General features: G+C 57.0%; 28 protein-coding genes, 1 tRNA gene and 1 riboswitch. Of the genes, 9 read left to right on the forward strand and 20 right to left on the reverse strand.

Going from position 1 to position 25531, the window contains the following annotated elements:
• Nucleotides 1–8 precede the first annotated feature (8 nt).
• The 3 genes from msrA to AC2FJW_RS19135 all read right to left on the reverse strand — a co-directional run bounded on the left by msrA (nt 9) and on the right by AC2FJW_RS19135 (nt 1936).
• The gene (gene msrA / locus AC2FJW_RS19125) at nt 9–518 is read right to left on the reverse strand and encodes a peptide-methionine (S)-S-oxide reductase MsrA (RefSeq protein WP_496709535.1); all 510 of its coding nucleotides are present in this window, start codon (nt 516–518) and stop codon (nt 9–11) included.
• A complete protein-coding gene (msrB, locus tag AC2FJW_RS19130) occupies nt 515–964 on the reverse strand; it encodes a peptide-methionine (R)-S-oxide reductase MsrB (RefSeq protein ID WP_496699291.1) in 450 nt (149 codons plus the stop codon). Before msrB ends, msrA begins: the two co-directional genes overlap by 4 nt.
• A gap of 93 nt (nt 965–1057) precedes the next feature.
• Nucleotides 1058–1936: a DMT family transporter gene (locus AC2FJW_RS19135; protein ID WP_496751090.1), complete on the reverse strand. Its 879-nt coding sequence runs from the start codon at nt 1934–1936 to the stop codon at nt 1058–1060.
• A gap of 139 nt (nt 1937–2075) precedes the next feature.
• On the opposite strand from AC2FJW_RS19135, the gene AC2FJW_RS19140 reads away from it, so the two are divergent.
• The gene (locus AC2FJW_RS19140) at nt 2076–3272 is read left to right on the forward strand and encodes a BCCT family transporter (protein WP_142640264.1); all 1197 of its coding nucleotides are present in this window, start codon (nt 2076–2078) and stop codon (nt 3270–3272) included.
• 222 nt (nt 3273–3494) lie between these two features.
• Here the strand turns inward: AC2FJW_RS19140 and dxs are convergent, their stop codons facing one another.
• The 6 genes from dxs to AC2FJW_RS19170 all read right to left on the reverse strand — a co-directional run bounded on the left by dxs (nt 3495) and on the right by AC2FJW_RS19170 (nt 8751).
• Nucleotides 3495–5423: a 1-deoxy-D-xylulose-5-phosphate synthase gene (gene dxs / locus AC2FJW_RS19145; RefSeq protein WP_496694623.1), complete on the reverse strand. Its 1929-nt coding sequence runs from the start codon at nt 5421–5423 to the stop codon at nt 3495–3497.
• 16 nt (nt 5424–5439) lie between these two features.
• The gene (locus AC2FJW_RS19150; RefSeq protein WP_496751092.1) at nt 5440–6306 is read right to left on the reverse strand and encodes a polyprenyl synthetase family protein; all 867 of its coding nucleotides are present in this window, start codon (nt 6304–6306) and stop codon (nt 5440–5442) included.
• Nucleotides 6307–6549 carry an exodeoxyribonuclease VII small subunit gene (locus AC2FJW_RS19155; RefSeq protein ID WP_142640258.1) on the reverse strand — a complete coding sequence of 81 codons (243 nt, stop codon included), beginning with the start codon at nt 6547–6549 and terminating at the stop codon, nt 6307–6309.
• Nucleotides 6546–7472: a histone deacetylase family protein gene (locus tag AC2FJW_RS19160; protein WP_496751094.1), complete on the reverse strand. Its 927-nt coding sequence runs from the start codon at nt 7470–7472 to the stop codon at nt 6546–6548. The genes AC2FJW_RS19155 and AC2FJW_RS19160 overlap by 4 nt, the downstream gene beginning before the upstream one ends.
• Nucleotides 7473–7540: 68 nt before the next feature.
• Nucleotides 7541–8242, reverse strand: coding sequence for a response regulator (locus AC2FJW_RS19165; RefSeq protein ID WP_142640254.1), 702 nt, complete (start codon nt 8240–8242; stop codon nt 7541–7543).
• On the reverse strand, nt 8239–8751 hold the full coding sequence (locus tag AC2FJW_RS19170; RefSeq protein ID WP_142640252.1) for a MarR family winged helix-turn-helix transcriptional regulator: 513 nt from the start codon (nt 8749–8751) through the stop codon (nt 8239–8241). The genes AC2FJW_RS19165 and AC2FJW_RS19170 overlap by 4 nt, the downstream gene beginning before the upstream one ends.
• A 160-nt stretch (nt 8752–8911) precedes the next feature.
• Between AC2FJW_RS19170 and AC2FJW_RS19175 the strand changes: the two genes are divergently transcribed.
• From AC2FJW_RS19175 to AC2FJW_RS19185, 3 genes are all read left to right on the forward strand, one after another.
• Complete coding sequence (locus AC2FJW_RS19175; RefSeq protein ID WP_496692646.1) at nt 8912–9778, forward strand: branched-chain amino acid aminotransferase; 867 nt, start codon at nt 8912–8914, stop codon at nt 9776–9778.
• Between the two features lie 125 nt (nt 9779–9903).
• Nucleotides 9904–10854, forward strand: a complete 951-nt coding sequence (locus AC2FJW_RS19180) for an AraC family transcriptional regulator (protein ID WP_496751096.1) — start codon at nt 9904–9906, stop codon at nt 10852–10854.
• Nucleotides 10855–10963: 109 nt separating this feature from the next.
• Complete coding sequence (locus tag AC2FJW_RS19185) at nt 10964–11329, forward strand: SPW repeat domain-containing protein (protein WP_496692648.1); 366 nt, start codon at nt 10964–10966, stop codon at nt 11327–11329.
• Between the two features lie 104 nt (nt 11330–11433).
• Here the strand turns inward: AC2FJW_RS19185 and cobO are convergent, their stop codons facing one another.
• The 5 genes from cobO to AC2FJW_RS19210 form a co-directional block, all read right to left on the reverse strand.
• Nucleotides 11434–12033, reverse strand: a complete 600-nt coding sequence (cobO, locus tag AC2FJW_RS19190; protein WP_496751098.1) for a cob(I)yrinic acid a,c-diamide adenosyltransferase — start codon at nt 12031–12033, stop codon at nt 11434–11436.
• Between the two features lie 56 nt (nt 12034–12089).
• Nucleotides 12090–13025 (reverse strand): DMT family transporter, encoded by a 936-nt coding sequence (locus AC2FJW_RS19195; protein ID WP_496751100.1) that lies wholly within the window; start codon nt 13023–13025, stop codon nt 12090–12092.
• Nucleotides 13026–13079: 54 nt separating this feature from the next.
• Nucleotides 13080–13742, reverse strand: a complete 663-nt coding sequence (locus AC2FJW_RS19200) for an HD domain-containing protein (RefSeq protein WP_496751102.1) — start codon at nt 13740–13742, stop codon at nt 13080–13082.
• A complete protein-coding gene (gene aroC / locus AC2FJW_RS19205; protein WP_271951712.1) occupies nt 13726–14826 on the reverse strand; it encodes a chorismate synthase in 1101 nt (366 codons plus the stop codon). The genes AC2FJW_RS19200 and aroC overlap by 17 nt, the downstream gene beginning before the upstream one ends.
• Nucleotides 14827–14920: 94 nt before the next feature.
• Nucleotides 14921–15361 (reverse strand): 6,7-dimethyl-8-ribityllumazine synthase, encoded by a 441-nt coding sequence (locus AC2FJW_RS19210; protein ID WP_496699275.1) that lies wholly within the window; start codon nt 15359–15361, stop codon nt 14921–14923.
• A gap of 128 nt (nt 15362–15489) precedes the next feature.
• Nucleotides 15490–15635, reverse strand: a riboswitch (FMN riboswitch).
• A 54-nt stretch (nt 15636–15689) separates the two neighbouring features.
• Here AC2FJW_RS19210 and AC2FJW_RS19215 point away from each other — a divergent pair.
• Nucleotides 15690–16304: an FMN-binding negative transcriptional regulator gene (locus tag AC2FJW_RS19215; RefSeq protein ID WP_142640234.1), complete on the forward strand. Its 615-nt coding sequence runs from the start codon at nt 15690–15692 to the stop codon at nt 16302–16304.
• Nucleotides 16305–16317: 13 nt separating this feature from the next.
• On the opposite strand, the gene AC2FJW_RS19220 is transcribed toward AC2FJW_RS19215, so the two are convergent.
• Nucleotides 16318–16761 (reverse strand): c-type cytochrome, encoded by a 444-nt coding sequence (locus tag AC2FJW_RS19220; protein WP_496751105.1) that lies wholly within the window; start codon nt 16759–16761, stop codon nt 16318–16320.
• A 485-nt stretch (nt 16762–17246) separates the two neighbouring features.
• Between AC2FJW_RS19220 and petA the strand changes: the two genes are divergently transcribed.
• Genes petA through AC2FJW_RS19235 form a run of 3 tightly spaced genes read left to right on the forward strand, consistent with a single transcriptional unit; the run spans nt 17247 to nt 19977 of the window.
• Nucleotides 17247–17831: a ubiquinol-cytochrome c reductase iron-sulfur subunit gene (petA, locus tag AC2FJW_RS19225; protein ID WP_142640296.1), complete on the forward strand. Its 585-nt coding sequence runs from the start codon at nt 17247–17249 to the stop codon at nt 17829–17831.
• A gap of 11 nt (nt 17832–17842) precedes the next feature.
• The gene (petB, locus tag AC2FJW_RS19230) at nt 17843–19174 is read left to right on the forward strand and encodes a cytochrome b (protein WP_142640230.1); all 1332 of its coding nucleotides are present in this window, start codon (nt 17843–17845) and stop codon (nt 19172–19174) included.
• 17 nt (nt 19175–19191) lie between these two features.
• On the forward strand, nt 19192–19977 hold the full coding sequence (locus AC2FJW_RS19235) for a cytochrome c1 (RefSeq protein ID WP_142640228.1): 786 nt from the start codon (nt 19192–19194) through the stop codon (nt 19975–19977).
• Between the two features lie 141 nt (nt 19978–20118).
• On the opposite strand, the gene mtaB is transcribed toward AC2FJW_RS19235, so the two are convergent.
• A complete protein-coding gene (gene mtaB, locus AC2FJW_RS19240; RefSeq protein WP_496699271.1) occupies nt 20119–21375 on the reverse strand; it encodes a tRNA (N(6)-L-threonylcarbamoyladenosine(37)-C(2))-methylthiotransferase MtaB in 1257 nt (418 codons plus the stop codon).
• A complete protein-coding gene (dapF, locus tag AC2FJW_RS19245; RefSeq protein ID WP_496751106.1) occupies nt 21372–22214 on the reverse strand; it encodes a diaminopimelate epimerase in 843 nt (280 codons plus the stop codon). Before dapF ends, mtaB begins: the two co-directional genes overlap by 4 nt.
• A 212-nt stretch (nt 22215–22426) precedes the next feature.
• Here dapF and AC2FJW_RS19250 point away from each other — a divergent pair.
• Nucleotides 22427–22502, forward strand: a tRNA-Lys gene (locus tag AC2FJW_RS19250).
• A 336-nt stretch (nt 22503–22838) separates the two neighbouring features.
• Here AC2FJW_RS19250 and AC2FJW_RS19255 read toward each other — a convergent pair.
• The 3 genes from AC2FJW_RS19255 to AC2FJW_RS19265 all read right to left on the reverse strand — a co-directional run bounded on the left by AC2FJW_RS19255 (nt 22839) and on the right by AC2FJW_RS19265 (nt 25292).
• On the reverse strand, nt 22839–23267 hold the full coding sequence (locus AC2FJW_RS19255; RefSeq protein WP_496751108.1) for a hypothetical protein: 429 nt from the start codon (nt 23265–23267) through the stop codon (nt 22839–22841).
• Nucleotides 23268–23688: 421 nt separating this feature from the next.
• Nucleotides 23689–24465, reverse strand: coding sequence for a DUF3037 domain-containing protein (locus AC2FJW_RS19260; protein ID WP_496751109.1), 777 nt, complete (start codon nt 24463–24465; stop codon nt 23689–23691).
• Nucleotides 24465–25292, reverse strand: coding sequence for a HipA family kinase (locus AC2FJW_RS19265; RefSeq protein ID WP_496751111.1), 828 nt, complete (start codon nt 25290–25292; stop codon nt 24465–24467). The genes AC2FJW_RS19260 and AC2FJW_RS19265 overlap by 1 nt, the downstream gene beginning before the upstream one ends.
• Nucleotides 25293–25531 lie beyond the last annotated feature (239 nt).

The raw sequence follows: 25531 nt of genomic DNA on the forward strand, positions 1-25531 counted from the left end.
GCTAATCCTTACTCGGCCGCGTCGCGTTTGGGCAGAACCCAATCCGGGCGCGGGAAATGGCAGGTATAGCCGTTCGGGATACGTTCAAGATAATCCTGATGCTCGGACTCAGCCTCCCAGAAATCGCCAACGGGTTCCAGCTCGGTCACGACTTTGCCGGGCCAGATGCCGCTGGCATTCACATCGGCAATGGTGTCCAGGGCGACCTTTTTCTGGGCGTCATCGACATAATAAATGGCCGAGCGATAGCTCATCCCCATGTCGTTCCCTTGCCGGTTCACCGTCGTCGGGTCATGGATCTGAAAGAAAAACTCAAGCAGATCGCGATAGGTGGTCACGGTAGGATCGTAAAAGATCTCGATCCCCTCGGCATGGGTGCCGTGGTTGCGATAAGTGGCGTTGGGCACGTCTCCACCTGTATATCCGACGCGAGTGCGGGACACGCCCGGGCGTTTGCGGATCAGATCCTGCATGCCCCAAAAGCAGCCCCCGGCAAGAACGGCGCGATGTTCGGTCATTCGATCTCCTCCACATGAATCAGGAATTCGCCATAGCCTTCGGCTTCCATCTGATCGCGATGGACGAACCGTAATGAGGCTGAGTTGATACAGTATCGCAGCCCGCCATGTTCGCGGGGGCCGTCGGGAAATACATGCCCCAAATGGCTATCGCCATGTTTCGAGCGAACTTCGGTCCGGATCATACCCAGCGAGGCATCGTGAACCTCTTCAACATGCTCATGTACGATCGGCTTGGTGAAACTGGGCCAGCCGCAGCCGGATTCGTACTTGTGCGCCGAGGCGAACAAAGGCTCGCCCGAGACGATATCCACGTAGATGCCGGGTTCTTTGTTATTCAGCAGTTTGCCAGTTCCGGGCCGTTCGGTGCCGCTGTTTTGCGTGACGTGGTATTCCTCGGGCGACAATGCGGCGACGGCCTCAGGGGATTTGGTGTAACGGGTCATTGCTCCTCCGGACTTCTGGTGGTTCGCATAATAGATGGGCATTATTGGCGGAAAGCAAAGGGCGTTCTGCCGGGCTCGCGCAGTTGTGCAAGGTCAGACTGGTTTTCTGCCGGGTTGGCGAGACAGTTGCACCGCCAGAATGCCCAGTGTTGTGATAAGAACCCCGACCGCATCCAGCGGCCCCAGTTTTTCGCCCAACAAGATCGCGGCGATGGTGACACCAAAGACCGGGTTGAGAAAGTGAAACGTGGCCGCCCGGGTTGCGCCGATCCGATCCAGCAGCAGGAACCAGATGAACGTGGCCAGAAGGCCGGGAAACAGAGTTGTATAGGTGAAGGCCAGGACCAGCGGCACCGTCAAGTGGATATGAATCGTTTCGAATACCGGTGCTGCAACAAACAGAATGGCCGATCCGACCAGCATCTGTAAGCCAACCACCATCATGAAATTCCCGCCCGATGTCGCCCCACGCACTGCGAGCGTGGCAAATGTCAGCGCAAGCGCTCCAATGCCACAAAGCATGACGCCGAACAGATCAACGCCGTCGCCGATCCGACTGCTCATGATCAGAGCAACACCGGCGAACCCGGCACACAGGCCTACAATTCCAACTGGCCGTAATCTGTCGCCCATAAACAGCCAACTGGCCAAGGCAACCAGCAATGGCATGGTCGAGGCGATGATGGCGGCAACAGAGGCCTCGATTGTTTGCATCGCATAGAAGTTTAGGCCCAAATAAAGGGCATTTTGACATATCCCGAACAGGATGGTGGCATACCATTGTGACCGCGTCAGCCGCCAGCTTTGGCCCATCGCCCGTGCAATCACGACGCCAATCAAACCCGAGATCAGAAACCGCAGAGCCAGGGAAAACAACGGCGATGCGTCCGCCACGATGATCCGGGCCGAGGTGAAGGCCGAAGACCAGATAAACGCAAATGTCAGCCCCATGGCCATTGCGCGAAAATCCATCGCGACCCCCTGTTCAGATTTTCGCGCACTGTTGACCGAATAGGCGCGCGCCGCAAGCAGTGCTGTTTTTATTGATTGATCAGCCAATAAACTATAACAGCGTCATGAACTGACATTAATGGGAGGATTGTCGGTGCTATTGGAGTACATACTATCATTTGGCGTCTTGCTGGCGTTGGGCCTTGTTGCCTTCTTTGTGGTGAAGTGGTGGAATCTGCGGATCGTCGGCGTAACGCCGGTTCATCTGTTCACCTTCATCGCGATTCTGTTCACATCCGGGTTGGATGTCGGCCTGATCATGTTTCCGCTGACCGAATTCGGCGGCTATGCCGAAGACCCCGCCTATGCGTTTGCCAACCCACTGGCGATCGAATTCGGGTTCTGGGGCTTTCTGATCTGGGCGTTCTACTTTCTGACCGCGTTCTATTTCTGTGTCATCGAGCCGCGCGTGAAGTTCTTTGAAATCCCGCTGGTCAAGCTGATCAACAATGTGGTCATCATCGGCACCTGCGCTTTCACCGCCAGCCTGTTCCTGATCTACCTGCCCGGCTACCTGCCCGAGGTCGGAGACGGCGAGTCAGTGGTCACCACCTTCTATGTCATCGTGTTTGTCGTCATTCTGGCAGCGGCCTATTCTTCGACCGACCTGAAATACGTGCGTATCCTGTCGGTGGGCTCGACCTTTTTGTTCCTGGCACTGATCCTGGGCATGTGGGTTGCTGCGGGCATGGGCGTGAATGGCTTTGTGGAAACCGGAAGCAATGTTGGTGCCTATTTCACCAACCTGCACAAGTTTGTCCTGCCGCTGACAGATTATCACGCCTTCTACCTGTTCTGGTGGTTTGCCTGGTCGATCATGATCGGCCAGTTCACATCTCGCTTTGTAGGTGGGCTGAAGACCTGGCAGCTACTGGCTGCTCTGCTGATCTTTCCGTCGATCCCCTTGGCGATCTGGTTCACCGTTCTCTACTATTACCACCTGAACGGCATCAGCACCGCAGGCATCACCAACATTGCGATGGTGATTGTGGGCGTGACGTTCGTGATCAACTCACTGGATTCGTTGATTAGGCTCTATACGGACAACCTGAACATGACAGTCGCCCGCTTTGGTAAAGCGATCTATGTGGCGGGCAATGTTGTGCTGCTGTTCGTCCTGACCTTGCTGTTCCAAAGCCAGTGGTTGCAGATCCAGTGGATCGGCGCAGTTGTTGTCGGCCTCTATCTGGCCTGTGTGGTTTATATCCTGATCACCAAACGCAAAGAGGTGCTGAGCATAACTGGGATGCCCGAAGACCGTGATCTGGATTTCCACAAGGTCGAGACGGTTCACTGATCAACATCGACAAAAAGCTAATACGGGCGCTGAGGCGCCCGTTTTTTTGGCCGGCACTGTGTAAGCAATGCAGAAAGAGTCAAAAAGGCGAAACAAAAGCGACACGTGTGAAATCACAAACTTGCAATATCTTTTACTTATGTTGGCTTAGTTCAATCTTCACTCACTGAAGAGCTATCTTGAGGCACGCTCTTCCTTGGAGTTGATAACCTTAATGGTCCCTCAGGCGCGTTTTTCACCAATCGTGGCCACACCCAGAACAGACAGGACCTTGGCCTCGATCTGTTCGGCATTCATACCGGCAACCGCATACATATCCGCCGGGTTTGCCTGATCAATGAAGATATCCGGAAACACCATCGAGCGGTATTTAAGGCCCTGATCAAACACACCCTCATCGGCCAGTAGCTGCGCCACATGGCTGCCGAAACCGCCAATCGCACCCTCTTCGATGGTGATCAGCGCCTCATGATCGGAGGCCAGATTCAGGATCAGGTCGCGGTCCAGCGGTTTGGCGAAACGTGCATCGGCGATGGTGGGGGTGATGCCGCGTGCGGATAGGGCCTCGGCGGCTTTTTGTACTTCGGCCAAGCGCGTACCGAAAGACAGCAATGCCACGCGCGCGCCCTTCTGAATTATCCGGCCTTTGCCGATTTTAAGCACTTCACCACGCTCGGGCAGGTCCACGCCCACGCCTTCACCGCGGGGATAGCGGAAGGCGATCGGGCCTTCGTCGTGGGCGACGGCGGTGGCCACCATATGCATCAGCTCGGCCTCATCTGAGGCGGCCATCACGACCATGCCCGGTAGGTTGGCCAGATAGGCAATGTCAAACGATCCGGCATGGGTCGCCCCATCAGCGCCCACCAGCCCAGCGCGGTCGATGGCAAATCGCACGGGCAGGCGCTGAATGGCCACATCATGCACGACCTGATCATAGCCGCGCTGCAGGAAGGTCGAATACATGGTGCAGAACGGCTTCATCCCGCCCGCAGCCAAAGCCGCCGAGAACGTCACACCATGCTGTTCCGCAATCGCTACATCGAAACAACGTGACGGGTAGCGTTCGGCAAACAGGTTCAACCCGGTTCCATCGGGCATGGCGGCGGTGACGGCGACGATCTTGTCGTCCCGCGCGGCTTCTTCCACCAGGGTCTTGCCGAAGACCGACGTATAAGAGGGCGCGTTTGACGGTGCCTTCTTTTGCTCACCCGTCACAACATCGAATTTCGCGGTCGCGTGACCCTTGTCGCGGGCCTGCTCGGCTGGGGCATAGCCTTTGCCCTTTTTGGTCAACACATGGATCAGGATCGGGCCGGTTGCCCGTGCCTTGACCGTGCGCAGCACCGGCAACAGCTGATCCATGTCGTGTCCGTCAATCGGGCCGAGATAGGAAAAGCCCAGTTCTTCGAATAAAGTACCCCCTACGGCCATGCCCTTGAGCATTTCCTTGGCGCGTTTGGCGCCTTCGCGGAACGGTTCCGGCAACAAGGACACTGCGCCCTTGGCGGCGGCCTTCAGATCGTGGAACGGTTCTTCGGCATAAATGCGCGACAGATAACTGGACAGGGCGCCAACCGGCGGTGCGATGCTCATTTCATTGTCGTTGAGGATAACGATCAGGCGCTTTTTCAGGTGGCCTGCGTTGTTCATCGCCTCAAAGGCCATGCCCGCCGACATAGATCCATCGCCGATCACCGCAATCGCATCGCCCAGACCTTCGGGCGTCACGCCACCCAGATCGCGCGCCACGGCAAAGCCAAGGGCCGCACTGATCGAGGTGCTGGAATGCGCCGCGCCAAACGGGTCGTAGGGGCTTTCGCTGCGCTTGGTGAACCCGCTCAACCCACCGGGTTGGCGCAGGGTACGGATCCGGTCGCGCCGCCCGGTCAGGATTTTATGCGGATAGCACTGGTGCCCGACATCCCAGATGATTTTGTCACGCGGCGTATCGAATACCGCATGCAGCGCGGTGGTCAGTTCCACCACGCCCAGACCCGCACCCAGATGCCCGCCGGTGACCGATACGGCCGAGATCGTCTCGGCCCGTAATTCCTGCGCCACCTGATGCAGCTGCGCGTCCGAAAACTGCCGCAGGTCGGCCGGGCGGTTCACAAGATCCAGCAGAGGAGTGTTCGGGCGGTCAGACATATGGCGCGTTCCTGGCTTAGCTGTCCCGGGCAATAACGAAGCGGGCGGCGTCCTTCAAGGTTTCAGCCGACGCGCCATAGCCTTCCAACGCGGCGCAGCCCTGTTCCACCAGCTCCGCGGCACGGGTTCTGGCGGCGTCGAGGCCCAGCAGAGACACAAACGTGGCCTTTCCCGCCTCGGCATCCTTCTGAAGGCGCTTGCCCGCAATTTCGGCGTTACCCTCTATATCCAAGATGTCATCTGCGATTTGAAAAGCAAGACCAAGGGATTGGGCATATTGGCGCAAGGGCGCAAGATCAGCTTGGGCCAGACGCGCGCCGGCGCATGCAGACCACTCGATCAGCGCTCCGGTTTTTCCTGCCTGCAAATGGGTGATTTCTTCCAGCGTCAGCGGAGAGTCTGCCGATTCCGCCGCGATATCCAGCGCCTGGCCCAGCACCATGCCCTGCGCTCCGCTTGCCTGCGCCAGAGACAAGGCCAATTCCGCGCGAATTTCGGCGGGGCCAATTTCGGGACGGGTGCAAAGTTCGAATGCCAGCGTCTGCAACGCGTCGCCTGCCAGAACCGCGATGCCCTCATCCCATTTCACATGAACTGTCGGGCGCCCGCGACGCAAATCGTCGTCATCCATGCAGGGCAGGTCATCATGCACCAGAGAATAGGCGTGCAACGCCTCGATCCCCGTGGCAGGCCAGATCGCACGCGCTGTATCCACATCATGCAGCCGCGCGCTTTCCAGCACCAAAAACCCGCGCAGACCTTTGCCGCCTTGCGTGGCATAGGCCATCGCCTGTGTCACATCCAGATCGTCCAGCGCGCCCAGAACCAGATCAAAATGGTCCTGAATCAGCGTTGCATCCTGCGCCAGTCTTTCGCGAAACATTTACTGACCTTCGACAACCGTCGTCCCGGTCGGTTGACCATCGGCGTCCAAGGTGATCGCGGCCACTTTTTCCTCGGCCCGCTTCAGTTCATCCTCGCAGCGTTTCTTCAGCGCTGCACCCCGTTCATACAAGGCGATGGACTGGTCCAGCGCCACATCGCCACGCTCCAGCTGGCCGACAACGGCCTCAAGCTCTTTCATCGCCTGTTCGAATGTCATCTGGTCAACGGGTGTATCTGTCATCGGGCTGCCTTCATCAACTCTTCCACATGGGCACGTGTGGCCTCGGCCAAGGCTTTCAGATCATACCCGCCTTCCAAAGTCGAGACGATACGTCCCGCGCAATGCTCATCGGCAATCTTGCACAATTCGGCAGTGATCCAGGCGAAATCTTCGGTGGCCCAGTTCAGATTGGCCAGCGGATCATCCTGATGGGCGTCAAACCCGGCAGAGATTATGATCAGCTCGGGTTTGAAGGCGCGCAGTCGCGGGAAAGCCAATGTTTCATAGGCGGCGCGCATCTTGGCGCCGCCGGTTCCGGGGGACAGTGGAATATTCAGGACGTTGTCAAAGGCGCCGGTCTCGTCGGCGCGGCCTGATCCCGGCCACAAGGGCATCTGTTGGCTGGTGATCACCAACGCGCGCGGCTCATCCCACAGCAAATCCTGCGTGCCATTGCCATGGTGTACATCGAAATCCACCACAGCGACGCGGCACAGACCGTGATGATCCAACGCGTGTTTCACCCCCAATGCGGCGTTGCCGAACAGGCAGAACCCCATGGCGGTTTCATTCTCGGCGTGATGGCCGGGAGGGCGAATGGCACAGAACGCATTTGGGGCTTCTCCGCCCAGCACTAAATCCACGGCTTTTACCACAGCCCCTGCAGCCCTATAGGCCGCATCTACAGATCCCGGCGACATGAATGTATCGCCGTCCACTTGCCGGAATCCCTCTGTCGGGCGACTTTTGCGGATGTCGCGAATATGGCTTTCGGGGTGAATACGCAGCAGGTCATCATCGGCTGCAAGCGGCGCGGTCACACGATCCAGGTCCAGCCTATCCAGCGCATGAAGGATATGTTCCAGTCGCGCGACTTGTTCCGGATGCCCCTCGGGTGTCACGTGCCCAAGACAATCCGCATGGGTCAAAAGGGCAGTTTTCATCACAATCCCCTGTTCATCTGGTCAAAATACCTTCGCCGAAGGCAAAGAACCGCCACGCAGCGGCTCAATCAATCCGGTGCCAGCATGTACCCGGCCCCGCGCACGGTCTGCAGGTACCGGGGTTGTTTCGGGTCTTGCTCGATCTTGCGTCTCAGCCGTGTGATCTGCACATCCACGGCACGCTCCTGCGCCTGACCCTTATCACGGCCCAGATCCTCGACCAGCTTGGCGCGACTGATAGGGGCGCCGGGTTGGGCCGAGAAGATCTTCATCAGCTGGCTTTCCGTTGCGGTTAGGCGGACCGTTTCTTCGCCCCGCCACATCTCACCGCGCTCAACATCATAGCGGATCGGGCCGAGATGCAGAATCTTGGTTGCGGCATCCTGTGCCGGGGTTTCCGGCATCCGGCGCAGGATCGCATTGATCCGTAACAAAAGCTCTTTGGGCTCGAAAGGTTTGGCCAGATAATCATCGGCCCCCGCCTCAAGCCCGGCGATACGGTGTTCGGTTTCGCCCCGCGCCGTCAGCAACAGGATCGGGGTGGTGTGGGTCTCGCGCAGGGCTCTGGTCAGGCTGACACCATCTTCGCCGGGCATCATCACATCCAGAACGATCATGTCGAAATCCAGCCCCGACAGCACCCGACGTGCATGGGCCGCATCCCGCGCCGCGGTCACCAGAAACCCGTTTCGCATCAGGAATTTCTTGAGCAGATCGCGAATACGCTCGTCATCGTCAACGATCAACAGATGGGCGTCCATATCACTCATGAGGTCGTATCCCGCAATTTGGTATAGGCATGACGCATATCAGCATCCATCATTGCTTCAAGCACTTTGCGAAACCCAGACACCGCTTCTGGGCCTGCGTCCTTATAGGCCGCGCGCATCCGCACGCGCTGGGCCTCGGACAGCCTGGTTTCAAGCGCCCTCCCGGCTTCGGTCAGAAACAAGTGCCGTTCGCGCTTGTCCACCGTACCGACCCTGCTTTCGACCAACCCATCGTCAATCAATGTCCGAAGGACCCGGTTCAGAGACTGTTTCGTCACCCCAAGAATAGCAAGCAAGTTATTGACGGTCGTCCCCGGCGCGCGATTTATAAAGTGGATAGCACGGTGGTGTGCCCGCCCATAGGCCAGCTGTGTCAGAATGCGATCCGGGTCCGCCGTGAACCCGCGATAGGCGAAAAACATCGCCTCGATCCCCTGCCGCAGCTGTTCATCCGTAAGAAACAACAGGCTTTCTCCGCCAAAGGCCTGGGCGGGGCGGGTATCTGACATATTCTGCCTCATTCGTTACACAGGTCCGAGTTTATGTCAGCGTTGTTGACATTCCAAGAGCGGACAGGTATCGAATCGCAGTTTTTGCGCAACTTTATGTCCACTTCGGACCTATATTGCGCAATAATCGGAATATTCAACCCAGGCAGGGAGGTTTCGCATGGCGGGGTATGATGATCGTGACGGTGTCATCTGGATGGATGGAGAACTTGTGCCCTGGCGCGAGGCGAATGTCCACATTCTGAGCCATGCGATGCACTATGCGTCTTCGGTCTTTGAGGGCGAGCGGGCCTATAACGGCAAAATTTTCAAAAGTCGGGAGCATTCTGAACGGCTGGTCGCCTCGGCCGAGGCGCTGGACATGCCGATGCCCTATACGATCGACCAGATCGAAGCGGCAAAGGAAGACGCGCTGAAGGCAAGTGGCTTGCAGGACGCCTATGTCCGTGCGCTGGTCTGGCGTGGTTCGGGCGAGGATATGGGTGTGGCTTCGGCCAAGAACCCGGTCCGCATGGCCGTAGCGGTCTGGCCCTGGGGTGCCTATTACGGCGACGCCAAGATGCAGGGCGCCAAGCTGGATATCGCGGAATGGAAGCGGCCCAGCCCCGAAACCATCCCGGTCCATGCCAAGGCGGCTGGGCTTTACATGATATGCACCATTTCCAAGCATAAGGCCGAGGCCAAGGGCTGCTCGGATGCGCTGTTCATGGACTGGCGTGGTTATGTTGCCGAGGCGACCGGGGCGAACGTCTTCTTTGTGAAGGACGGCGAAGTTCATACCCCGTTGGCCGATTGCTTTTTGAACGGGATCACCCGCCAAACCGTGATCCAGATGCTAAAAGACAAAGGCATCACGGTGCATGAGCGCCGCATCAAACCCGAAGAGATGGCTGATTTTGAACAATGCTGGCTGACCGGTACTGCGGCCGAGGTCACGCCTGTGGGCCAGATCGGCGACTATACGTTCGAAGTCGGTGACCTCACCCGCGAAATCGCCGCAGATTATGAGGCGCTGGTCCGCGCCTGATCTCAGATTTGAGACAGATAGAGCCCCCGCGATTTCGCGGGGGCTTTTCTTTGCCGTTCATTCGCATTTCATTGCAGATCGTACAGGTAACTGGACGAACGCGTGGCGGGGTGTAGGTTACGGTAATGTTAGACCTTCTCAGCGATATCCTCACCCGTCTGTCCTTGCGCGGGACGTTTTACTTCCGCACTTCTTTTACGCCTCCGTTCGGAATTCAGGTTCCAGCCTTTGAAAACGTCGCCCGGTTTCATTTTGTTCAACGGGGTGAGCTTCATGTTTTCGTCTCTAATACAGGGGAAACTCTGCGTTTGAAGCAGGGTGATCTGATCCTGATTCCCCATGGTACGGCCCATGCGTTGCTGTGCAACGAAGTCAAGCCGTTGGACGCTTTGCCTCTGGAGCAGGTGCTGGAAGATGCGGGTTACACCGGGGATGGGGTTTTGATCTATGGCGGAGAGGACAAAGGTCGTGACACGCAACTGATCTGCGGCCACTTCTCGTTCACCGGCCCTCCGGGTCGACAAGGTACCGGGCATATGTTGCTGGATCGGTTGCCGCCTTACATCCTGATCGAGAATTACGGTGAAGAGGCTGGGGCCTGGTTCGAGTCCACCCTGCGCATGATCGGATCCGAGGTCAGCGGCACGCGTATCGGTGGCGACCTGATCGCGTTGAAACTGTCCGAAGTGCTGTTCGCGCAGGCCATCCGTGCTTATCTTGAACATCAAAGCCCAAGTGACTCGGCCCTGGCAGGATTTGCAGATCCGCGAATTTCACGCGCGCTGACCGCGTTTCACTGCGCACCAGCGGAAGAATGGAGCGTTGAGACCCTGGCCCGAGAGGCCGCTATGTCCCGCACGGCCTTTGCCCAGCTCTTTGCTGAAAAGATGGGGGCCACGCCCATGCAATACCTCACCGATTGGCGGATGCAGATCGCCTGTCAGGGATTGGTCGAAAGCCGCTGGAACGTTTCCGATGCGGCGGCCGAGGTGGGGTATGCCTCTGAGGCCGCGTTTTCCCGCGTGTTCAAGAAACAGATCGGTCTGTCACCGGCGGCTTATCGAGCCATGCATTGATCCTCCATCATTCTGAACGATCTGCAAGGTTTCATGGACGATCCAGAATTAAGCGTTCGACCTACTTGTCCTAGTTTGAGATCATCTCAAACAAGGAAAGGAAAATGCAATGTCTCTCCGTTTCGTTACCCGCAATATTCATGCCTACCTCGACTACCCGGTTGCCATCGCCCTGATGGCGCTGCCGTTTGTTCTGGGGTTGGGTCAGTCCAATCCGATGGCCCTGTGGCTGTCGGTTGTGACCGGCATTGCAGCCTTTGTTCTGACCGTATTGACCGATCATCATCTGGGGATTTGGAGGGTATTGCCTTATCGCGTCCATCTGGGCGTCGATCTGCTGGTCGGGGTGGTGTTTCTGGCTGCACCCAGCCTGTTTGGGTTCCAAGGTCTGGATGCGATTTTCTATTGGCTGAACGGCGCGGCGGTGGTGGCGGTCATCTCGCTCAGCGCGCCAGAGCAAGAGGCGTTTGCTTGAACAGGCACATGCCCTGACGCCTCGATACCTTTGCTTCCCACTCGGAAAACAAAGCCGCCCGTTCAAACAACGGGCGGCTTATCGCGGTGACCTTGATAAAGCGCTCAGAAATCCACGCCGCGCTGGGCTTTGATTCCGGCCTGAAACGGGTGCTTTTCTTCGGTCATCTCAGTGACCAGATCAGCATAGTCACGCAGCGCCTCCGGGGCGTCGCGGCCGGTCAGGAACACGCTGGTCTTGTCGGACCGCGCCTTCAATCCGCCAATCACCTGATCCACCGTCAGATATTCATACCGCAGGGCAATATTGATCTCGTCCAGCACGACCAGATCATACTCACCGCTTTCCATCAGTGCCCGGGCCTTGTCAAAAGCGGCGTTGGCAGCAGCGATATCGCGTTCGCGGTCCTGAGTGTCCCAGGTAAAGCCTTCGCCCATCGTGTGCCAGGTGACCAAGTCGCGCTCTTCAAAGAACCGCCGCTCACCGGTTTTCCACTTGCCCTTGATGAACTGTACGACGGCAACTTTCTGACCCCATCCCAGCGCTCGGATCACGACACCAAACGCGGCCGAGGATTTGCCCTTGCCCTTGCCGGTATTGATCAGCACCAGACCACGGCCCGGGTTGACGGCCTCGGACACTTTTTTGCGGTGCTTGGCCTGCACCTGCTGCATCTTTTCTTTGTGATCCTGCGCGTCGCTCATTCGGGCACCTCTGTGATTGTTGGGCCCAAACTAGGGCAAGATTGAAAAAGGTAAAGTCACGCTTTGTGATCGGTCAGGGACCGGGCCTTGCCGCGTTCCAGCCCCAGCTGGTGTTCGCGCCAGATCACGACCACATTGCCCGCAATCACCAACGCTGCACCCAACAGGATCGCAAGCGTCGGCAGCTCATCAAACCAGATATAGCCGATGAATATGGCAAACAGCATGGTGGTATAGTCATAAGGCGCCAGCATTGAGGCCTGACCAAAGCGATAGGACGAGGTGACCAGAATCTGTGCAACACCGCCGATCAACCCCATTATGATCATGATTAGAGCCTGAATAAGTGTCGGCATGGTCCAACCCCAAAACGCGGTCAGAGCTGAAAGCAGAGTAGCGGTCATCGAGAAATAGAACACGATCGCGGCCGGGTGATCCACCTTGACCAGCTGCCGGATATGGATCTGAACAAAGGCACGGGCGAGTGTGGCCGCCAGCACGCAAAGCGCGCCGATCGTGGCTGCCATCTCCATCTGGGTGGTTCCAAGCCTGGGCCAGACCATGATCAGCACGCCCAGCAATCCCAGCGCGACGGCGCCGATGCGGATCATGCGAATGCGCTCACCCAGAATCAGCGCGGCCAGAATCAGGGTGAAGATCGGGGTGGCATAGCCAATCGCGGTGACTTCGGGCAGTGGCAACAGGCTGAGGCCGGTAAAGGTCAGACCCATGGCACTGGTGCCCAGAACGCCACGCCAGAAATGACCCATCGGCTTTTTGACGACAAAGCCTTTGGCCAGCTCTCCGCGCCAGATTAACCAGACGATGATGACCGGAATGGCGAAGAGCGACCGGAAAAACACCAGTTCACCGGGAGGGAAGTCCTCGGACAGTGCTTTGACCAGTGCAGACATTGAGGTGAACAGAACCAACGCGGCCAGTTTCAGGCCCACGGCAAGCATGGGTCGATGGGAAGTCAGGGATTGTGCCATTGGCCGGGAACCTGAGCCTTTGACTGCGAAAGATCAACGATTGGATTGTACCAATCAGGCAGATTTCCACGTGTCGGGCAGGGGTTGGCCGATCTCTTCGCTGAACGCCTCAAGAAACCGGATCATCCGTGCCACACGCGCCTGTGCCAATTCGCGCCCGTTGGGCGTCAGCATGTCTGCCGGCAGGCTCAACAGTTTGGCCTTCCAGTGGTCAATCGAGAATTGCTGATCGTTCAGATCACGGGCGCGGGCAAAGGCATCCTCGGCGTCATACAAGTCGCGCCCCAATGCGCCAGCCACTACGAAGGTGCGCGCAATGCCGATGGCCCCCAGTGCATCAAGCCGATCTGCATCGCGTAGGAAGCGGGCCTCGGGTGTTTCTGGCGGTATCCCGGCCGAGAAACTGTGTGCAGCAATGGCGTGCTGGATGGCGTCGATCTCGGGTCGTGAAAACGTCAATTCCTCCAGAATAGGCTCTGACTCAGCAGCAGATCGGCGTGAGGCCAAGTGGCGGTCGGGGTCATCTTTGGGCAAGTTGACCAGGTCATGAAGATAGCTTGCCGCAAGCAGAACCCGAATATCTGCTTGCGTGTCCGCGATGGCCTGTACATTGATCCAAACGCGATCCAGATGCGCCAGATCATGGGCAGGATCTGTTTTCATGCGCTGTGCGACGATGCCGCGCAGCCGGGTGCGCAGCTCAGCCGATATGGCCACGGTTCTCGCCGATCTGACCCCGGTGCAACAGCAGGTGGTCAAGGATTACGCAAGCCATCATCGCTTCGCCAACCGGAACCGCACGGATGCCGACACAAGGGTCATGGCGGCCTTTGGTGATGATCTCGGTCTCTTCTCCGGACTTGGTGATCGTTTTGCGCGTGGTCAGAATCGACGAGGTCGGTTTGACCGCAAAGCGTACGACTATATCCTGCCCGGTCGAAATCCCGCCCAGTATGCCGCCTGCGTGGTTCGAGCTGTATTGCGGGCCATTCTGCCCCATGAAGATCTCATCGGCATTGGCCTCGCCCGTCAGTTCGGCGGCGGCCATGCCTTCGCCGATCTCAACACCTTTGACTGCGTTAATCGACATCATCGCTGCGGCCAAATCAGTGTCTAACTTGGCATAAACTGGTGCACCAATCCCGGCAGGGACACCACGCGCGACGACCTCAACAACTGCCCCGACCGAATTGCCGGACTTGCGTAATCCGTCCAAATAGGCGGCCCAATCCTCGGCGGCTGTCGCATCGGGCGTCCAGAATGGGTTCTGTTCAATCTGCGACCAGTCGAAATTGGTGCGGTCGATTTTATGCGGGCCGATCTGGGTCATGTACCCGGTGATTTGCACATTCGGTGCGATCTGCTTGATCGCTTCGCGGGCCAGGCCCCCGGCGGCAACGCGCGAGGCGGTTTCGCGCGCCGAGCTGCGGCCACCGCCGCGATAATCGCGGATACCGTATTTTTGCCAATAGGTGATATCAGCATGGCCCGGGCGGAACTTTTCCATGATATCGCCGTAGTCTTTTGACCGCTGATCAGTGTTCTCGATCATCAGCTGGACCGGAGTTCCGGTCGTCTGCCCTTCGAACACGCCGGACAGGATTTTCACCTGATCGGGCTCGCGCCGCTGGGTGGTGTATTTATTCTGTCCTGGTTTACGCTTGTCCAGCCAGTGCTGGATCACCTCTGCGTCGATGGTCACCCCCGGCGGGCAGCCATCAACAGTGGCACCCAAGGCGGGCCCGTGGCTTTCACCCCAGGTGGTGACGCGGAAAAGATGGCCAAAGCTGTTCATCGACATAAGGCGTGCTCCTTCTGAGCATCGTGATTAGCGGGCAAGGCCCGTAGCCTCAAGCGGATTTGCGGTTGGGGCCCAGCACCCCAACCCTTTCCGGTCAGGCCGCCGAGGACAGCTGCGTCCGCATGGCGGTGATTTTCAACGCCGCCTGTGCCGCCTCGCGCCCCTTATCCACGAAATGCGCGCGGTAGATGGCATTGTGGTGGTCCGTCTCTTGATACTGGTGCGGCGTCAGCGAAACAGACAGAACCGGAACGCCGCTATCCAGACCTGCGCGCATCAACCCGTCGACCACAGCTTGCGCCACGAAATCATGCCGGTAGATGCCGCCATCCACCACAAAGGCCGCGCATGTCACAGCTGCATAGCGCCCAGTCTGGGCAAGATCGCGGGCCAGCAGGGGCATTTCGAACGCGCCTGGAACGTCGAACACGTCCACCTGATCGGCGGGTATCAATTCCAGAAACCCGTCGAGTGCACGGTCGACAATATCGGCATGCCAGCTGGCCTTAACAAACGCATAGCGGGTGTGTGTCATCAAGATCTCCTTCCGGTTTGGTGGTCTGCTGGCGGTTGCGAAAACCGGTTCCCACTTTTCGCTGCCAGCACGACATGACACGTCACCCAAGGCGATCACGAGCAGGCGCGCGGGGTTACCGGCACACTGCACGTTCTCTTTCATCCGGACTGTAACCGTCGGCTCTGGCCTCTCACCAGATCTGCTGACACCCCGAAAAGGGGCCGCTCGCGGGCTTACGGGTCATCGCCCGCATACCGCCGGTGGGGAATTCCGCCCCGCCCTGAGAACGAGGCGCACCTTGCCAATAGGTGCGCGGTTCTGCAAGAGCTTTTGCAGGAGGACCGCCATGCACCCCAATCCCGCCTTCCGCGCCGAGGATCGTGACAGTCATATTGCTTTTGCGCGCGAGCGCGCATTTGGTGTTTTGGCTTTGTCAGCGGACCAGGGGCCTTTGCTTAGCCATGTGCCGTTTCTGTTGTCAGAAGATGGCGCAGAAGCCTCGCTGCATCTGGTGCGGTCCAATCCGATCGTCCGGGCATTGAATGAACCGCGCACGGTTCGAATCGCTGTATCGGGGCCTGACGGATATATCTCGCCCGACTGGTACGGGATTGAGGATCAGGTGCCCACTTGGAACTATGTGGCGGTGCACCTGACCGGAACGCTTTCGCTTCTTCCGCAGGACGCGTTGCGCGATTTACTCGATCGTCAGTCGGATTTTTATGAGCGCCGGTTGAACCCCAAGCCACCCTGGAGTGCCAGCAAGATGAGCGCGGAGGCTCTGGACAAGATGATGCGCATGATTGTGCCCTGCAAGTTGCAGGTAGATGACATTCAGGGCACCTGGAAGCTGAACCAGAACAAGCCGGACGATGTCCGTCTAGCCGCCGCAGATCATGTGGCGGTAGACGGGTTCGGAAGCGAGACCACTCACCTCGCCGCGCTCATGCGGTCTAGGTGAGCGGACGGGCTGGTCAGTTGCTGAAGGTCGCCAGATAAGCGGCGACATCCTCAGCCCCTTTTTTCAGTTTGACGCTCATGTTCGGACGGGCGGTTTCGTCATCCAGATAATCCCTCAGGAAAACAATCGGGTCCTGCGAATATTCGACGATGTTTTCCTGTGTCCAGACCAGCCCTTCCTGGCCAGCACGGATCATGTCATCGGTGTACATCCCGATTGGTAGGCGTTCGCTTCCGTTCAGGTAATCGGTTTCTGTTCCGGCCACCCGGCCTACGACCCCATAGAGATTCGGCCCGGTGATGCCGCCTTTGACCAGAACTTTTCCATCTTTGATAATTGCATGGCACGAAGAGCACCGATTGTAGAGGCTTTCCCCCTTTGCCGGATCACCGGCGGCGGAGGATTGCGATGAAAGAGTCAGGGCGAAGGTCAGAGTGGCTGTAAAAAGCTTTGGCATGGAAAAATCCCGTTAAGGTTGGTCCTGTTACAGGCCCTTGGGACATTCCAGCCAAATGTGCAATCGAATTGAGACTCGTCTAGTGTGTTGAAAAATATCTATTTTTAACTCATTATATTAGCCGAGGTGGATTCAATCGAAGTGGATTTTTGCGTGGCAAAATCAGGTCAGAATTTTGCAGATCTTCGCCGGTCAACAGTCTCCGGTTCTGTGTTGTGAGGGTGTTTTCGTTGCCTGGTTGCCATCCGAATCACTCCCTGTACCACCCGCGCGGCAGGGCAAACGTTCACGGGTAATCCGGCCCATCCCTTGAAAAAAACGCCTTTCGTTGTGACATGAATGCCAAGATGCGGCGTAGTGCGCGCCTATGACCGCTGGACGAACCGATTTCTCCCGGATAGATAGCCGCGATGAGACGCCGCTTTGATGCGGTGCTGATGCATGTTTGCCCGGTATTGCCGGGCGCCGGAATCGGAGAAAACCTCGTGTCCCACGCAGAAGACCACGAAGGCACCCGCAGAGATTTCCTCTACTACGTCGCAGGCGGCGCAGGTGTCGTTGCGACGGGTGCAGCCGTATGGCCCCTGATCAACCAAATGAACCCCTCGGCAGACGTTCAGGCCCTGTCCTCGATCCGCGTGGATGTGAGCGGTGTCGAGCCCGGAACCCAGCTGACCGTCAAATGGTTGGGCAAACCCGTGTTCATCCGTCACCGCACCGGTGTCGAAATCGACGAAGCGCAGAAGCAGGACGCCGATGGCGTGGATGCCCTGCCTGACCCGCTGGCCCGTAACTTCAATTTGAATGCTGATGCACCGGCCACGGATGCAAACCGCGTGATGCCGTCGCCGGAAGGCGAAGCCGCAGGTGCCTGGATCGTCCAGATGGGCGTCTGTACTCACCTCGGTTGTGTCCCGCTGGGCGATGCTGGTGACTTTGGCGGCTGGTTCTGCCCCTGCCACGGCTCGCATTACGATATGGCTGGCCGTATCCGCAAAGGTCCCGCACCTGAAAACCTGCCCGTTCCGCCCGCTGAGTGGACGGACGCCAGCACCATCAAACTCGGCTAAGGGAGACCCAGATGTCCGGAATTCCCCACGATCACTATGAGCCGAAGACAAGTGGCGAAAAGTGGCTGAACAGCCGCCTGCCCATCGTCGGCCTGATCTATGACACCCTGATGATCCCAACCCCCAAGAACCTGAACTGGTGGTGGATCTGGGGCATCGTCCTGGCGTTTTGCCTGGTCCTGCAAATTGTCACCGGTATCGTTCTGGTGATGCACTACACTCCGCATGTTGATCTGGCCTTTGCTAGCATCGAGCACATCATGCGCAACGTGAATGGCGGCTATATGCTGCGGTATCTGCACATGAACGGCGCATCGCTGTTCTTTGTCGCGGTATACATCCACATCTTCCGCGGCCTGTTCTATGGCTCGTACAAAGCCCCGCGCGAGGTTACGTGGATCATCGGGATGCTGATTTATCTCTGCATGATGGGCACTGCCTTTATGGGCTATGTTCTGCCCTGGGGTCAGATGTCCTTCTGGGGTGCGACCGTGATCACCGGCCTGTTTGGTGCGATCCCGTTTGTGGGTGACGCGATCCAGACTTGGCTGCTGGGCGGACCGGCTGTGGACAACGCCACGCTGAACCGCTTCTTCTCGCTGCACTACCTGCTGCCCTTTGTAATTGCGGCGCTGGTCATCGTGCATGTCTGGGCTTTCCACACCACCGGCAACAACAACCCGACAGGTGTTGAGGTTCGCCGCGGTTCGAAAGCCGAGGCTGAGAAAGACACGCTGCCCTTCTGGCCTTACTTCGTGATCAAGGACCTGTTCGCACTGGCGGTCATTCTGGTTGTGTTCTGGGCGATTGTTGGTTTCATGCCGAACTATCTGGGCCACCCGGATAACTACATCGAAGCCAACCCGCTGGTAACACCGGCACATATCGTGCCCGAATGGTACTTCTTGCCGTTCTACGCGATCCTGCGTGCCTTTACCGGCGAGGTCTGGGTTGTTCAATTCGCCAGCTTCATCACCGGCGGCATCATTGACGCCAAGTTCTTTGGTGTTCTGGCGATGTTTGGTGCGATCCTGGCTATGGCTCTGGCGCCGTGGCTGGACACGTCGACCGTACGTTCGGGTAAATACCGGCCGATGTTCAAATGGTGGTTCTACCTGCTGATCGTCGACTTCTTTGCCCTGATGTGGCTGGGTGCGATGCCCGCAGAAGAACCCTATGCGACCTTCTCGTTAATCGCATCGGCCTACTGGTTCGGCTATTTCTTCGTGATCCTGCCGGTTCTGGGTGTCATCGAAAAACCCGATGCACAGCCGGAAACCATCGAAGAAGACTTCAACGCGCATTATGGCAAGGCTGACGCCGATGCCACGCCGGCCGAGTAAGAAGAGGGACCGGAAACATGTTCAAGAAACTTGCAATCGGTGCCGCGTTTGCTATCGCACTTGCTCCTGTCGCGTCTAACGCGGCAGGCGGAGGCGAACAGCATATCGAGGACTTCCAATTCTCATTCGAAGGCCCGTTCGGAACCTGGGATCAACACCAGTTGCAGCGCGGCCTGCAGATTTACACCGAGGTTTGCGCGGCCTGTCACGGCCTGCGCTATGTGCCTCTGCGTGACCTCGAAGCGCTGGGCTATTCGGAAGACGAAGTCACCGCCTATGCGGCGGGCAACTTTGAAGTGTTCGACCCCGAGCTGGACGATTTCCGCCCGGCTAAACCCGTTGACCATTTCCCCGCCAATGATGGCGTTGGCGCACCCGACCTGAGCCTGATGGCCAAGGCGCGTGCCGGTTTCCACGGCCCTTACGGTCTGGGGATCAACCAGCTGGTCAACGGCATGGGCGGCCCGGAATACATCGCCTCGTTGCTGGATGGTTATACCGGCCACGAAAAGGAAGAAGCGGGAACGGTTCTGTACGAAAACACCGCCTTCCCCGGTGGTTGGATTTCGATGGCGCCCCCGCTTTCGGATGAGCAGGTCGAGTTTGCCGATGGCCACGCAAATGACGTCGAGCATATGTCGGAAGACGTTGCAGCCTTCCTGATGTGGACGGCTGAACCGAAGATGATGGAGCGTAAGTATTCGGGCTTTGTCGGTGTTGTCTTCCTGACGCTTCTGTCGGTCCTGCTGTACCTGGTCAACAAGCGTCTGTGGGCAGGTGTTAAAGGCAAGAAGAAACACTAAGCGCTTTTTCAGAAAAGTTAGAAACCCCCGCGCCACTGGCAGCGGGGGTTTTTTTGTTGCTTTGGGGTGGAAGGGGCCAGCCCCTTCTTGGCCTGCGGCCAATTCATCCCCGAGGTATTTTCGGCCAGATGAAGAGGCGGATCAGGCGCTGAGCTGCGTATCCGAGCAGCCGGTGATCGTCGCGGTCACGATCTGCCCTTCGGATTGAGGGGTTTGGAACGTAACTTCGGTGAACTGCTCGGTCCGGCCCATATGCGGGTTTTCCATCAGGATGTGATGTATCTTGCCAACCTGCGCGGTCAGGTGCTTGGCAATCTGCACCTCGCCAGCGGCACGCAGACGGGCGGCGCGGGTTTTGATGACATTGCCGTTGACCTGCTGCGGAATGCGGGCAGCGGGTGTGCCTTCGCGTTTGGAGTAGGGGAAGACATGCAGCCATGTCAGATCGCAATCGGCAACCAGCCTTAGCGAGTTTTCGAAATGGGCCTCGGTCTCGGTCGGGAAACCGGCGATGATGTCAGCGCCAAAGGTCATCTCAGGGCGCAGCTCGCGGGCCTCTTGGGTAAAGCGGATCGCATCGTCACGCAAATGGCGGCGTTTCATCCGCTTCAGGATCAGATCATCGCCATGCTGCAGCGACAGATGCAAGTGAGGCATCAGGCGGGGTTCTGTGGCAATGGCCTGCATCAGGTTTTCATCGACCTCGATCGAATCGATCGAGCTGATCCGCAGGCGCGGCAAATCAGGCACCAGTTTGAGGATGCGCATAACGAGATCACCCAGCTTTGGCTGGGCAGGCAGGTCAGCCCCCCATGAGGTCAGGTCAACGCCGGTCAGAACGACCTCATTATAACCCTTATCGACCAGACGCTTGATCTGGTCCACAACAACGCCCGCGGGGACGCTGCGCGAATTACCGCGGCCATATGGGATGATGCAGAAGGTACAGCGGTGGTCACAGCCATTCTGAACCTGTACATAGGCGCGGGAACGAGTGCCAAACCCGTCGATCAGGTGGCCAGCGGTTTCGGTAACCGACATGATGTCATCAACCTGGACGGCCTCGGTTTCACCAATGAAATCCGCCGCCATGCCTTTCCAGGTTTCGGGTCGCATCTTTTCAGTGTTGCCAATGACGGCATCGACCTCTTCCATCTGGGAAAAGGTCTGCGGTTCTGTCTGCGCAGCGCAGCCGGTCACAATCAGCCGGGCATTCGGGTTTTCGCGGCGCAGTTTGCGGATTTCCTGCCGGGCCTTGCGCACTGCCTCGGCGGTCACGGCGCAGGTGTTCACCACCACTGCATCGGTCACACCGGCCTGTTGCGACAGCTCTTTCATCGCCTCGGTCTCATAGGCGTTCAGGCGGCAGCCCAGCGTGGTGAATTTGGGCGGGTTCATCCCAGCGACCTCAGGAATTCCGGCGTCAGCAGGCCCGAGAAGACATGGGCGGTAGGGCCGGTCATCCAGACGCCATCGTCGCGCCAATCAATCCAAATCGTGCCGCCGTCCAGCTCGATCCGAACATTGCGTCCGGTCAGGCCGCGCCGGGCTGCGGCCACGGCCGTTGCGCAGGACGAAGAGCCAGAGGCCAGGGTGATGCCAACGCCCCGTTCCCATACGCGCATGCGGATATGATCCGGACCGATCAGCTGTGCCACTTGTACATTGGTCCGTTCTGGATAGAGCGGATGATATTCATACCGCGCGCCGAACTCTGCCAGCGGAATCGCCTCGGCATTGTCGACAAAGAAGGTGCAATGCGGGTTTCCCATGCCGGTGGCGGTTGGGGCGCCTTCGATCGGCAGTTCCAAGGTGTCCACGTCTTCGGTCAATGGAATCTCGTGCCAGTTCAGCTGCGGCAGTCCCATATTAACCGAAGTCAGCCCGTCCCCCGCATCGCTTGCATACAGCGTTCCCCGCTCGGTGGTGAGCGTCAGGGTCTGTTTGCCGGTTTCCTCCATCAGAAACCGCGCGATACAGCGGGTGGCATTGCCACAGGCGGCCGAGGTCGAGCCATCGGCGTTGTAGAACACCAGATGGGCATCTGATGCGCCATTTTCGATGACGGCGAGCTGATCAAAGCCGACCCCAAATTGCCGATGCCCAATGGCTTGGGCCAAGGCTGGAGTCACCCCGACCTCATGCGCGCGCGCATCCACAATGACAAAGTCATTGCCCAGCCCATGCATCTTCATAAAGGGCAATCCGGTGTTCTGAATTCCTTGCATGGCGGGCATATAACGCCGCGCGGAACCGGAATCCACCCTATGGCGCAGATTCGTGAAAAAAGGGGTTGACCCCCCTGCGCCACCTGCCTAAGTAGGCCGCCTATCGGGACGCCGTTTCGAAAGAAACTACAGGCGTAGCGCGGTGTGAAATAAGGTCTTGAACCCTGTCGGGAAAATGCCTTACAGAGCGCCACGGATCCTAAGGATCCAAGACAAAGAGTGGGCCGTTAGCTCAGTTGGTAGAGCAACTGACTTTTAATCAGTGGGTCGCAGGTTCGAATCCTGCACGGCTCACCACTTTTTTCAAAGAGTTAGAGGAATTCCTCTCTTTGCTCCGCATAGCATGGCTACCACCGGGCTACCACAGTTTGCTATTTCGCTTGGATATGTGCGGTTAGCCATAATTCGGTGCGCCTAGGTAGACGAAGTCGCATGCTGGTTTAGATGACGGCGCGGTTAGAAGGCCACCAAGCGGCCCTTCGCCGCGCTTGCAACATCGAACACGACAGATGGCAGCAATGCGCAGATAGTGACCTTTGCAAAGCTTTTGGATCGGCCCTTAGGAGACATTCGTAGTGGGTATTGGCGCTGTCGCGCAGCTTTCCAAAATCAGGCATTCACCTGTTAAAGCGCTTAAGCTTGCCTCCCAAACTCTGCCAAAATGCATTCTATCTGAGGATTTATCTCGAATCGAGCTTCACAAACGGCATCGATTGAAGAAATACGTTCAATATCGGGGAAGCGAATTTCCAATGGGCTTGGCTTTTTGCAAACAAAGGGTTCCCGATACTCGTCGAATTGTTGGGCCGTCAAGTCCAACACCAAATTGTCCATTTCAACCCAATAGTGCCAACGGTCGCAGCTGGGGTTGTAAGCTCGTACAATCTGCAATTCCAGGAGGGGATTTGCATTTCTTAAAACTGAACCCAAGTGAACTGCAACAAGCTCACAACAGTTCCAAGGGTAACCATGGATGAACGGGCTATTTATGTCCCTACAATTTGCTGTGAGTTCTCTGCCTGCAGCGAGCGTAATCTCTGTTGCAGCTTTAATGTCAAACATAAATTAACCCTGTACTAAGACCTAGCGGCCCAAAGCAGTCTCTCGGCCGATCATTCAGTTTCAGCGGCCGCAGCATACAAAGCGGACTTTCCTTGAGTTTGGTCAAGATAGGAAAGAATGCATTGAGCCAATTCCTCATGGATCTCTCTTCGGCTCCGACCGCCCGCATCCTGGCATAGCGGGTCTAGTACACCTTCCCTTTCTAGAATTTCAGGGCCAAGTTCTTTGCATTCTGCAAGAAAGCCGAAGTGCGTCGCGTCGCGGCGGGTTCAACGAACGGGCACGCAACAAGCGAAAGCGCTAAGACTTGATAGGCTACAAAAAGTGCGACCTGATCAAGGATCCCCAAGTTCTGACAATAGAGAAATCTTAGCTACTCTTGGCGAGATCCGCACTCTCCCTAGAACGCTGCACCGATCGATCAGTGCGCTGTTCGCCGAATTTCAGTCGCTAATATATCGACCTCGTCTAGGGTGAATAGTTTTGCTTGTGCCTTTACGAATTCATCTCTCAGGCTGTCGACAAATGAGTTCGATTGATCGCCAAAATCACCCACAACAACCAGTCGATGCTCAAACGTCTCTGCAAGTGCACGGCCTTCCAACACACGTTTTCCTGCTTCTGCCAAGCCACGTTCAGATTCATCAAACCGAGCGGCATCAATGAGGTTAAAAACGCCATTTTGATAACCGTAATCAGCCTTGACGCTGACACCCCACTTTTCAATCCTGACGGCTTTTGGTCGCCGTTCAAGTAGTGAAAGAACGCCAGCATCCTTGAATGCTGTCGTCAATCGAGTGCTCACGCGTTCAACTCTAACATGTTTGACTTTTGCCTCGACGAGATCAGAAAATAGGTTCGCCGCAACCTCAGATGCGTTCTTTCCGCTTACCGGCAGAACGGGTGTGATCTGAAACATGCCCGCTCTTTTTGAATTGAATTCTTCAGATGAAATACTGAGTTCGCGCCTGCCAAATTCGTATTCTACACGATCAGAAAAATCTTCTAGGGCCACCTTCAGGAAAGACGGACTCGCGTCGCCAAAAAACTTTCTTACCCGACCGAAATCAGAGCTAAGCTTACTCACGACTCGTCTTTGCTGCCTTTCAAAGACCAACACGCCGACATTGACAAACTCGAACCGTTCGGGACGCGGGCTAAATTGCACAATGCTATAAGACAGATCAATATTGTTCATCACGCGCCCTCCTCTTGGAACAAGTTCATTTCGTACTGATCGAACAGGGCCGATGGGAGCCAAGTTCCTAGTTTAGACCCCCTCTCGAATATACATGACGAAAGACGGTTTGCCAGCGCTTGGGTCATCCCCCATGCGCGTGGCACTTCTTCACATATGCCTTCGATCGCTTCTAGGTCAATCTTGTTGACTGCCGCCAGAGCGTCTTCAATCGACTTCCGTGTCAAGAAGGGCTCAAATTGCTGAAACAGGCCATAAACTTCCTGTTCGTCGATCCATGACTGCTCGAGCTCATCGTCTAGTGTAGTCTCAATAAAAGCATGAGTGTGGTCGATAACAAGAAGTTCCACCTTTCTTTTGTCCCGTCGCAAGAGGACGTTGTCGAAATTTACGACACCATACCCCTCTACCCCTTCCTCTGAAAAGCGATCCTTATTTCGTGTCCAAGTGTCCAAAACAACGAGTTTGGCAAGATCTTCCGGATGCCGGAGCTTTTGCAGCAGCCCAGATTTGGGCGACAACGAAACGGCTTCTTCCCAACGAGAAAAAAAGGCCGGACCAGATACAACTTGTAGGAGTGGATGTCCCGGAAGTTCTAAAGTTGGGATGTCGGCGACTGCAAAGTCCGGCGTCTGCAACCCAATACAATTTGCCAACTCGGTGCCAACCAGTTCGCAGATTAGAGCCTCTAGGCCTTGCGGGTTGCCGATGTATTTGACTATTGCCGTTCCATCATCTGTGACGGCAGAAATGGGTTTTGTACTTGTATCAAGTACTCGGGTAACACGTTCAATCGATTGAGGCTGCCATTTTTGTCCTGCAAACACAGCCCTATCCACTTCTCAATATTTCTGACCTCAGCACCAAATAAATCGGATCCCTACTGGATGACTTGAAAGATAGTGAAATCATACCTCACAAGTAAAGCAACTTGAGTTTGGCGAGTTGCCGCATGTCGGCTGCCAACGTAGCTGTGCCGTTTGCTCGCGCATACAGCGAATGTCCGTAATCCGCTCCGACTTGCTGAATGATGATGACCGCTTTGGGCTGACAATGGCCTAATGAG

The sequence above is a fragment of the Ruegeria sp. CDSA020 genome (assembly GCF_059612345.1).

Coding starts and splice junctions, on each gene's coding strand:
- AC2FJW_RS19215 (WP_142640234.1), top strand. CDS start 15,690: ATGCACCCCAATCCCGCCTTCCGCGCCGAGGATCGTGACAGTCATATT.
- AC2FJW_RS19175 (WP_496692646.1), top strand. CDS start 8,912: ATGGCGGGGTATGATGATCGTGACGGTGTCATCTGGATGGATGGAGAA.
- AC2FJW_RS19160 (WP_496751094.1), bottom strand. CDS start 7,472: ATGAAAACTGCCCTTTTGACCCATGCGGATTGTCTTGGGCACGTGACA.
- aroC (WP_271951712.1), bottom strand. CDS start 14,826: ATGTCGATGAACAGCTTTGGCCATCTTTTCCGCGTCACCACCTGGGGT.
- msrB (WP_496699291.1), bottom strand. CDS start 964: ATGACCCGTTACACCAAATCCCCTGAGGCCGTCGCCGCATTGTCGCCC.
- AC2FJW_RS19195 (WP_496751100.1), bottom strand. CDS start 13,025: ATGGCACAATCCCTGACTTCCCATCGACCCATGCTTGCCGTGGGCCTG.
- mtaB (WP_496699271.1), bottom strand. CDS start 21,375: ATGAACCCGCCCAAATTCACCACGCTGGGCTGCCGCCTGAACGCCTAT.
- AC2FJW_RS19135 (WP_496751090.1), bottom strand. CDS start 1,936: ATGGATTTTCGCGCAATGGCCATGGGGCTGACATTTGCGTTTATCTGG.
- AC2FJW_RS19220 (WP_496751105.1), bottom strand. CDS start 16,761: ATGCCAAAGCTTTTTACAGCCACTCTGACCTTCGCCCTGACTCTTTCA.
- AC2FJW_RS19210 (WP_496699275.1), bottom strand. CDS start 15,361: ATGACACACACCCGCTATGCGTTTGTTAAGGCCAGCTGGCATGCCGAT.
- AC2FJW_RS19255 (WP_496751108.1), bottom strand. CDS start 23,267: ATGTTTGACATTAAAGCTGCAACAGAGATTACGCTCGCTGCAGGCAGA.
- dapF (WP_496751106.1), bottom strand. CDS start 22,214: ATGCCCGCCATGCAAGGAATTCAGAACACCGGATTGCCCTTTATGAAG.
- AC2FJW_RS19150 (WP_496751092.1), bottom strand. CDS start 6,306: ATGTTTCGCGAAAGACTGGCGCAGGATGCAACGCTGATTCAGGACCAT.
- AC2FJW_RS19185 (WP_496692648.1), top strand. CDS start 10,964: ATGTCTCTCCGTTTCGTTACCCGCAATATTCATGCCTACCTCGACTAC.
- AC2FJW_RS19235 (WP_142640228.1), top strand. CDS start 19,192: ATGTTCAAGAAACTTGCAATCGGTGCCGCGTTTGCTATCGCACTTGCT.
- msrA (WP_496709535.1), bottom strand. CDS start 518: ATGACCGAACATCGCGCCGTTCTTGCCGGGGGCTGCTTTTGGGGCATG.
- AC2FJW_RS19260 (WP_496751109.1), bottom strand. CDS start 24,465: ATGAACAATATTGATCTGTCTTATAGCATTGTGCAATTTAGCCCGCGT.
- AC2FJW_RS19155 (WP_142640258.1), bottom strand. CDS start 6,549: ATGACAGATACACCCGTTGACCAGATGACATTCGAACAGGCGATGAAA.
- AC2FJW_RS19170 (WP_142640252.1), bottom strand. CDS start 8,751: ATGTCAGATACCCGCCCCGCCCAGGCCTTTGGCGGAGAAAGCCTGTTG.
- dxs (WP_496694623.1), bottom strand. CDS start 5,423: ATGTCTGACCGCCCGAACACTCCTCTGCTGGATCTTGTGAACCGCCCG.
- AC2FJW_RS19165 (WP_142640254.1), bottom strand. CDS start 8,242: ATGAGTGATATGGACGCCCATCTGTTGATCGTTGACGATGACGAGCGT.
- cobO (WP_496751098.1), bottom strand. CDS start 12,033: ATGAGCGACGCGCAGGATCACAAAGAAAAGATGCAGCAGGTGCAGGCC.
- petB (WP_142640230.1), top strand. CDS start 17,843: ATGTCCGGAATTCCCCACGATCACTATGAGCCGAAGACAAGTGGCGAA.
- AC2FJW_RS19180 (WP_496751096.1), top strand. CDS start 9,904: ATGTTAGACCTTCTCAGCGATATCCTCACCCGTCTGTCCTTGCGCGGG.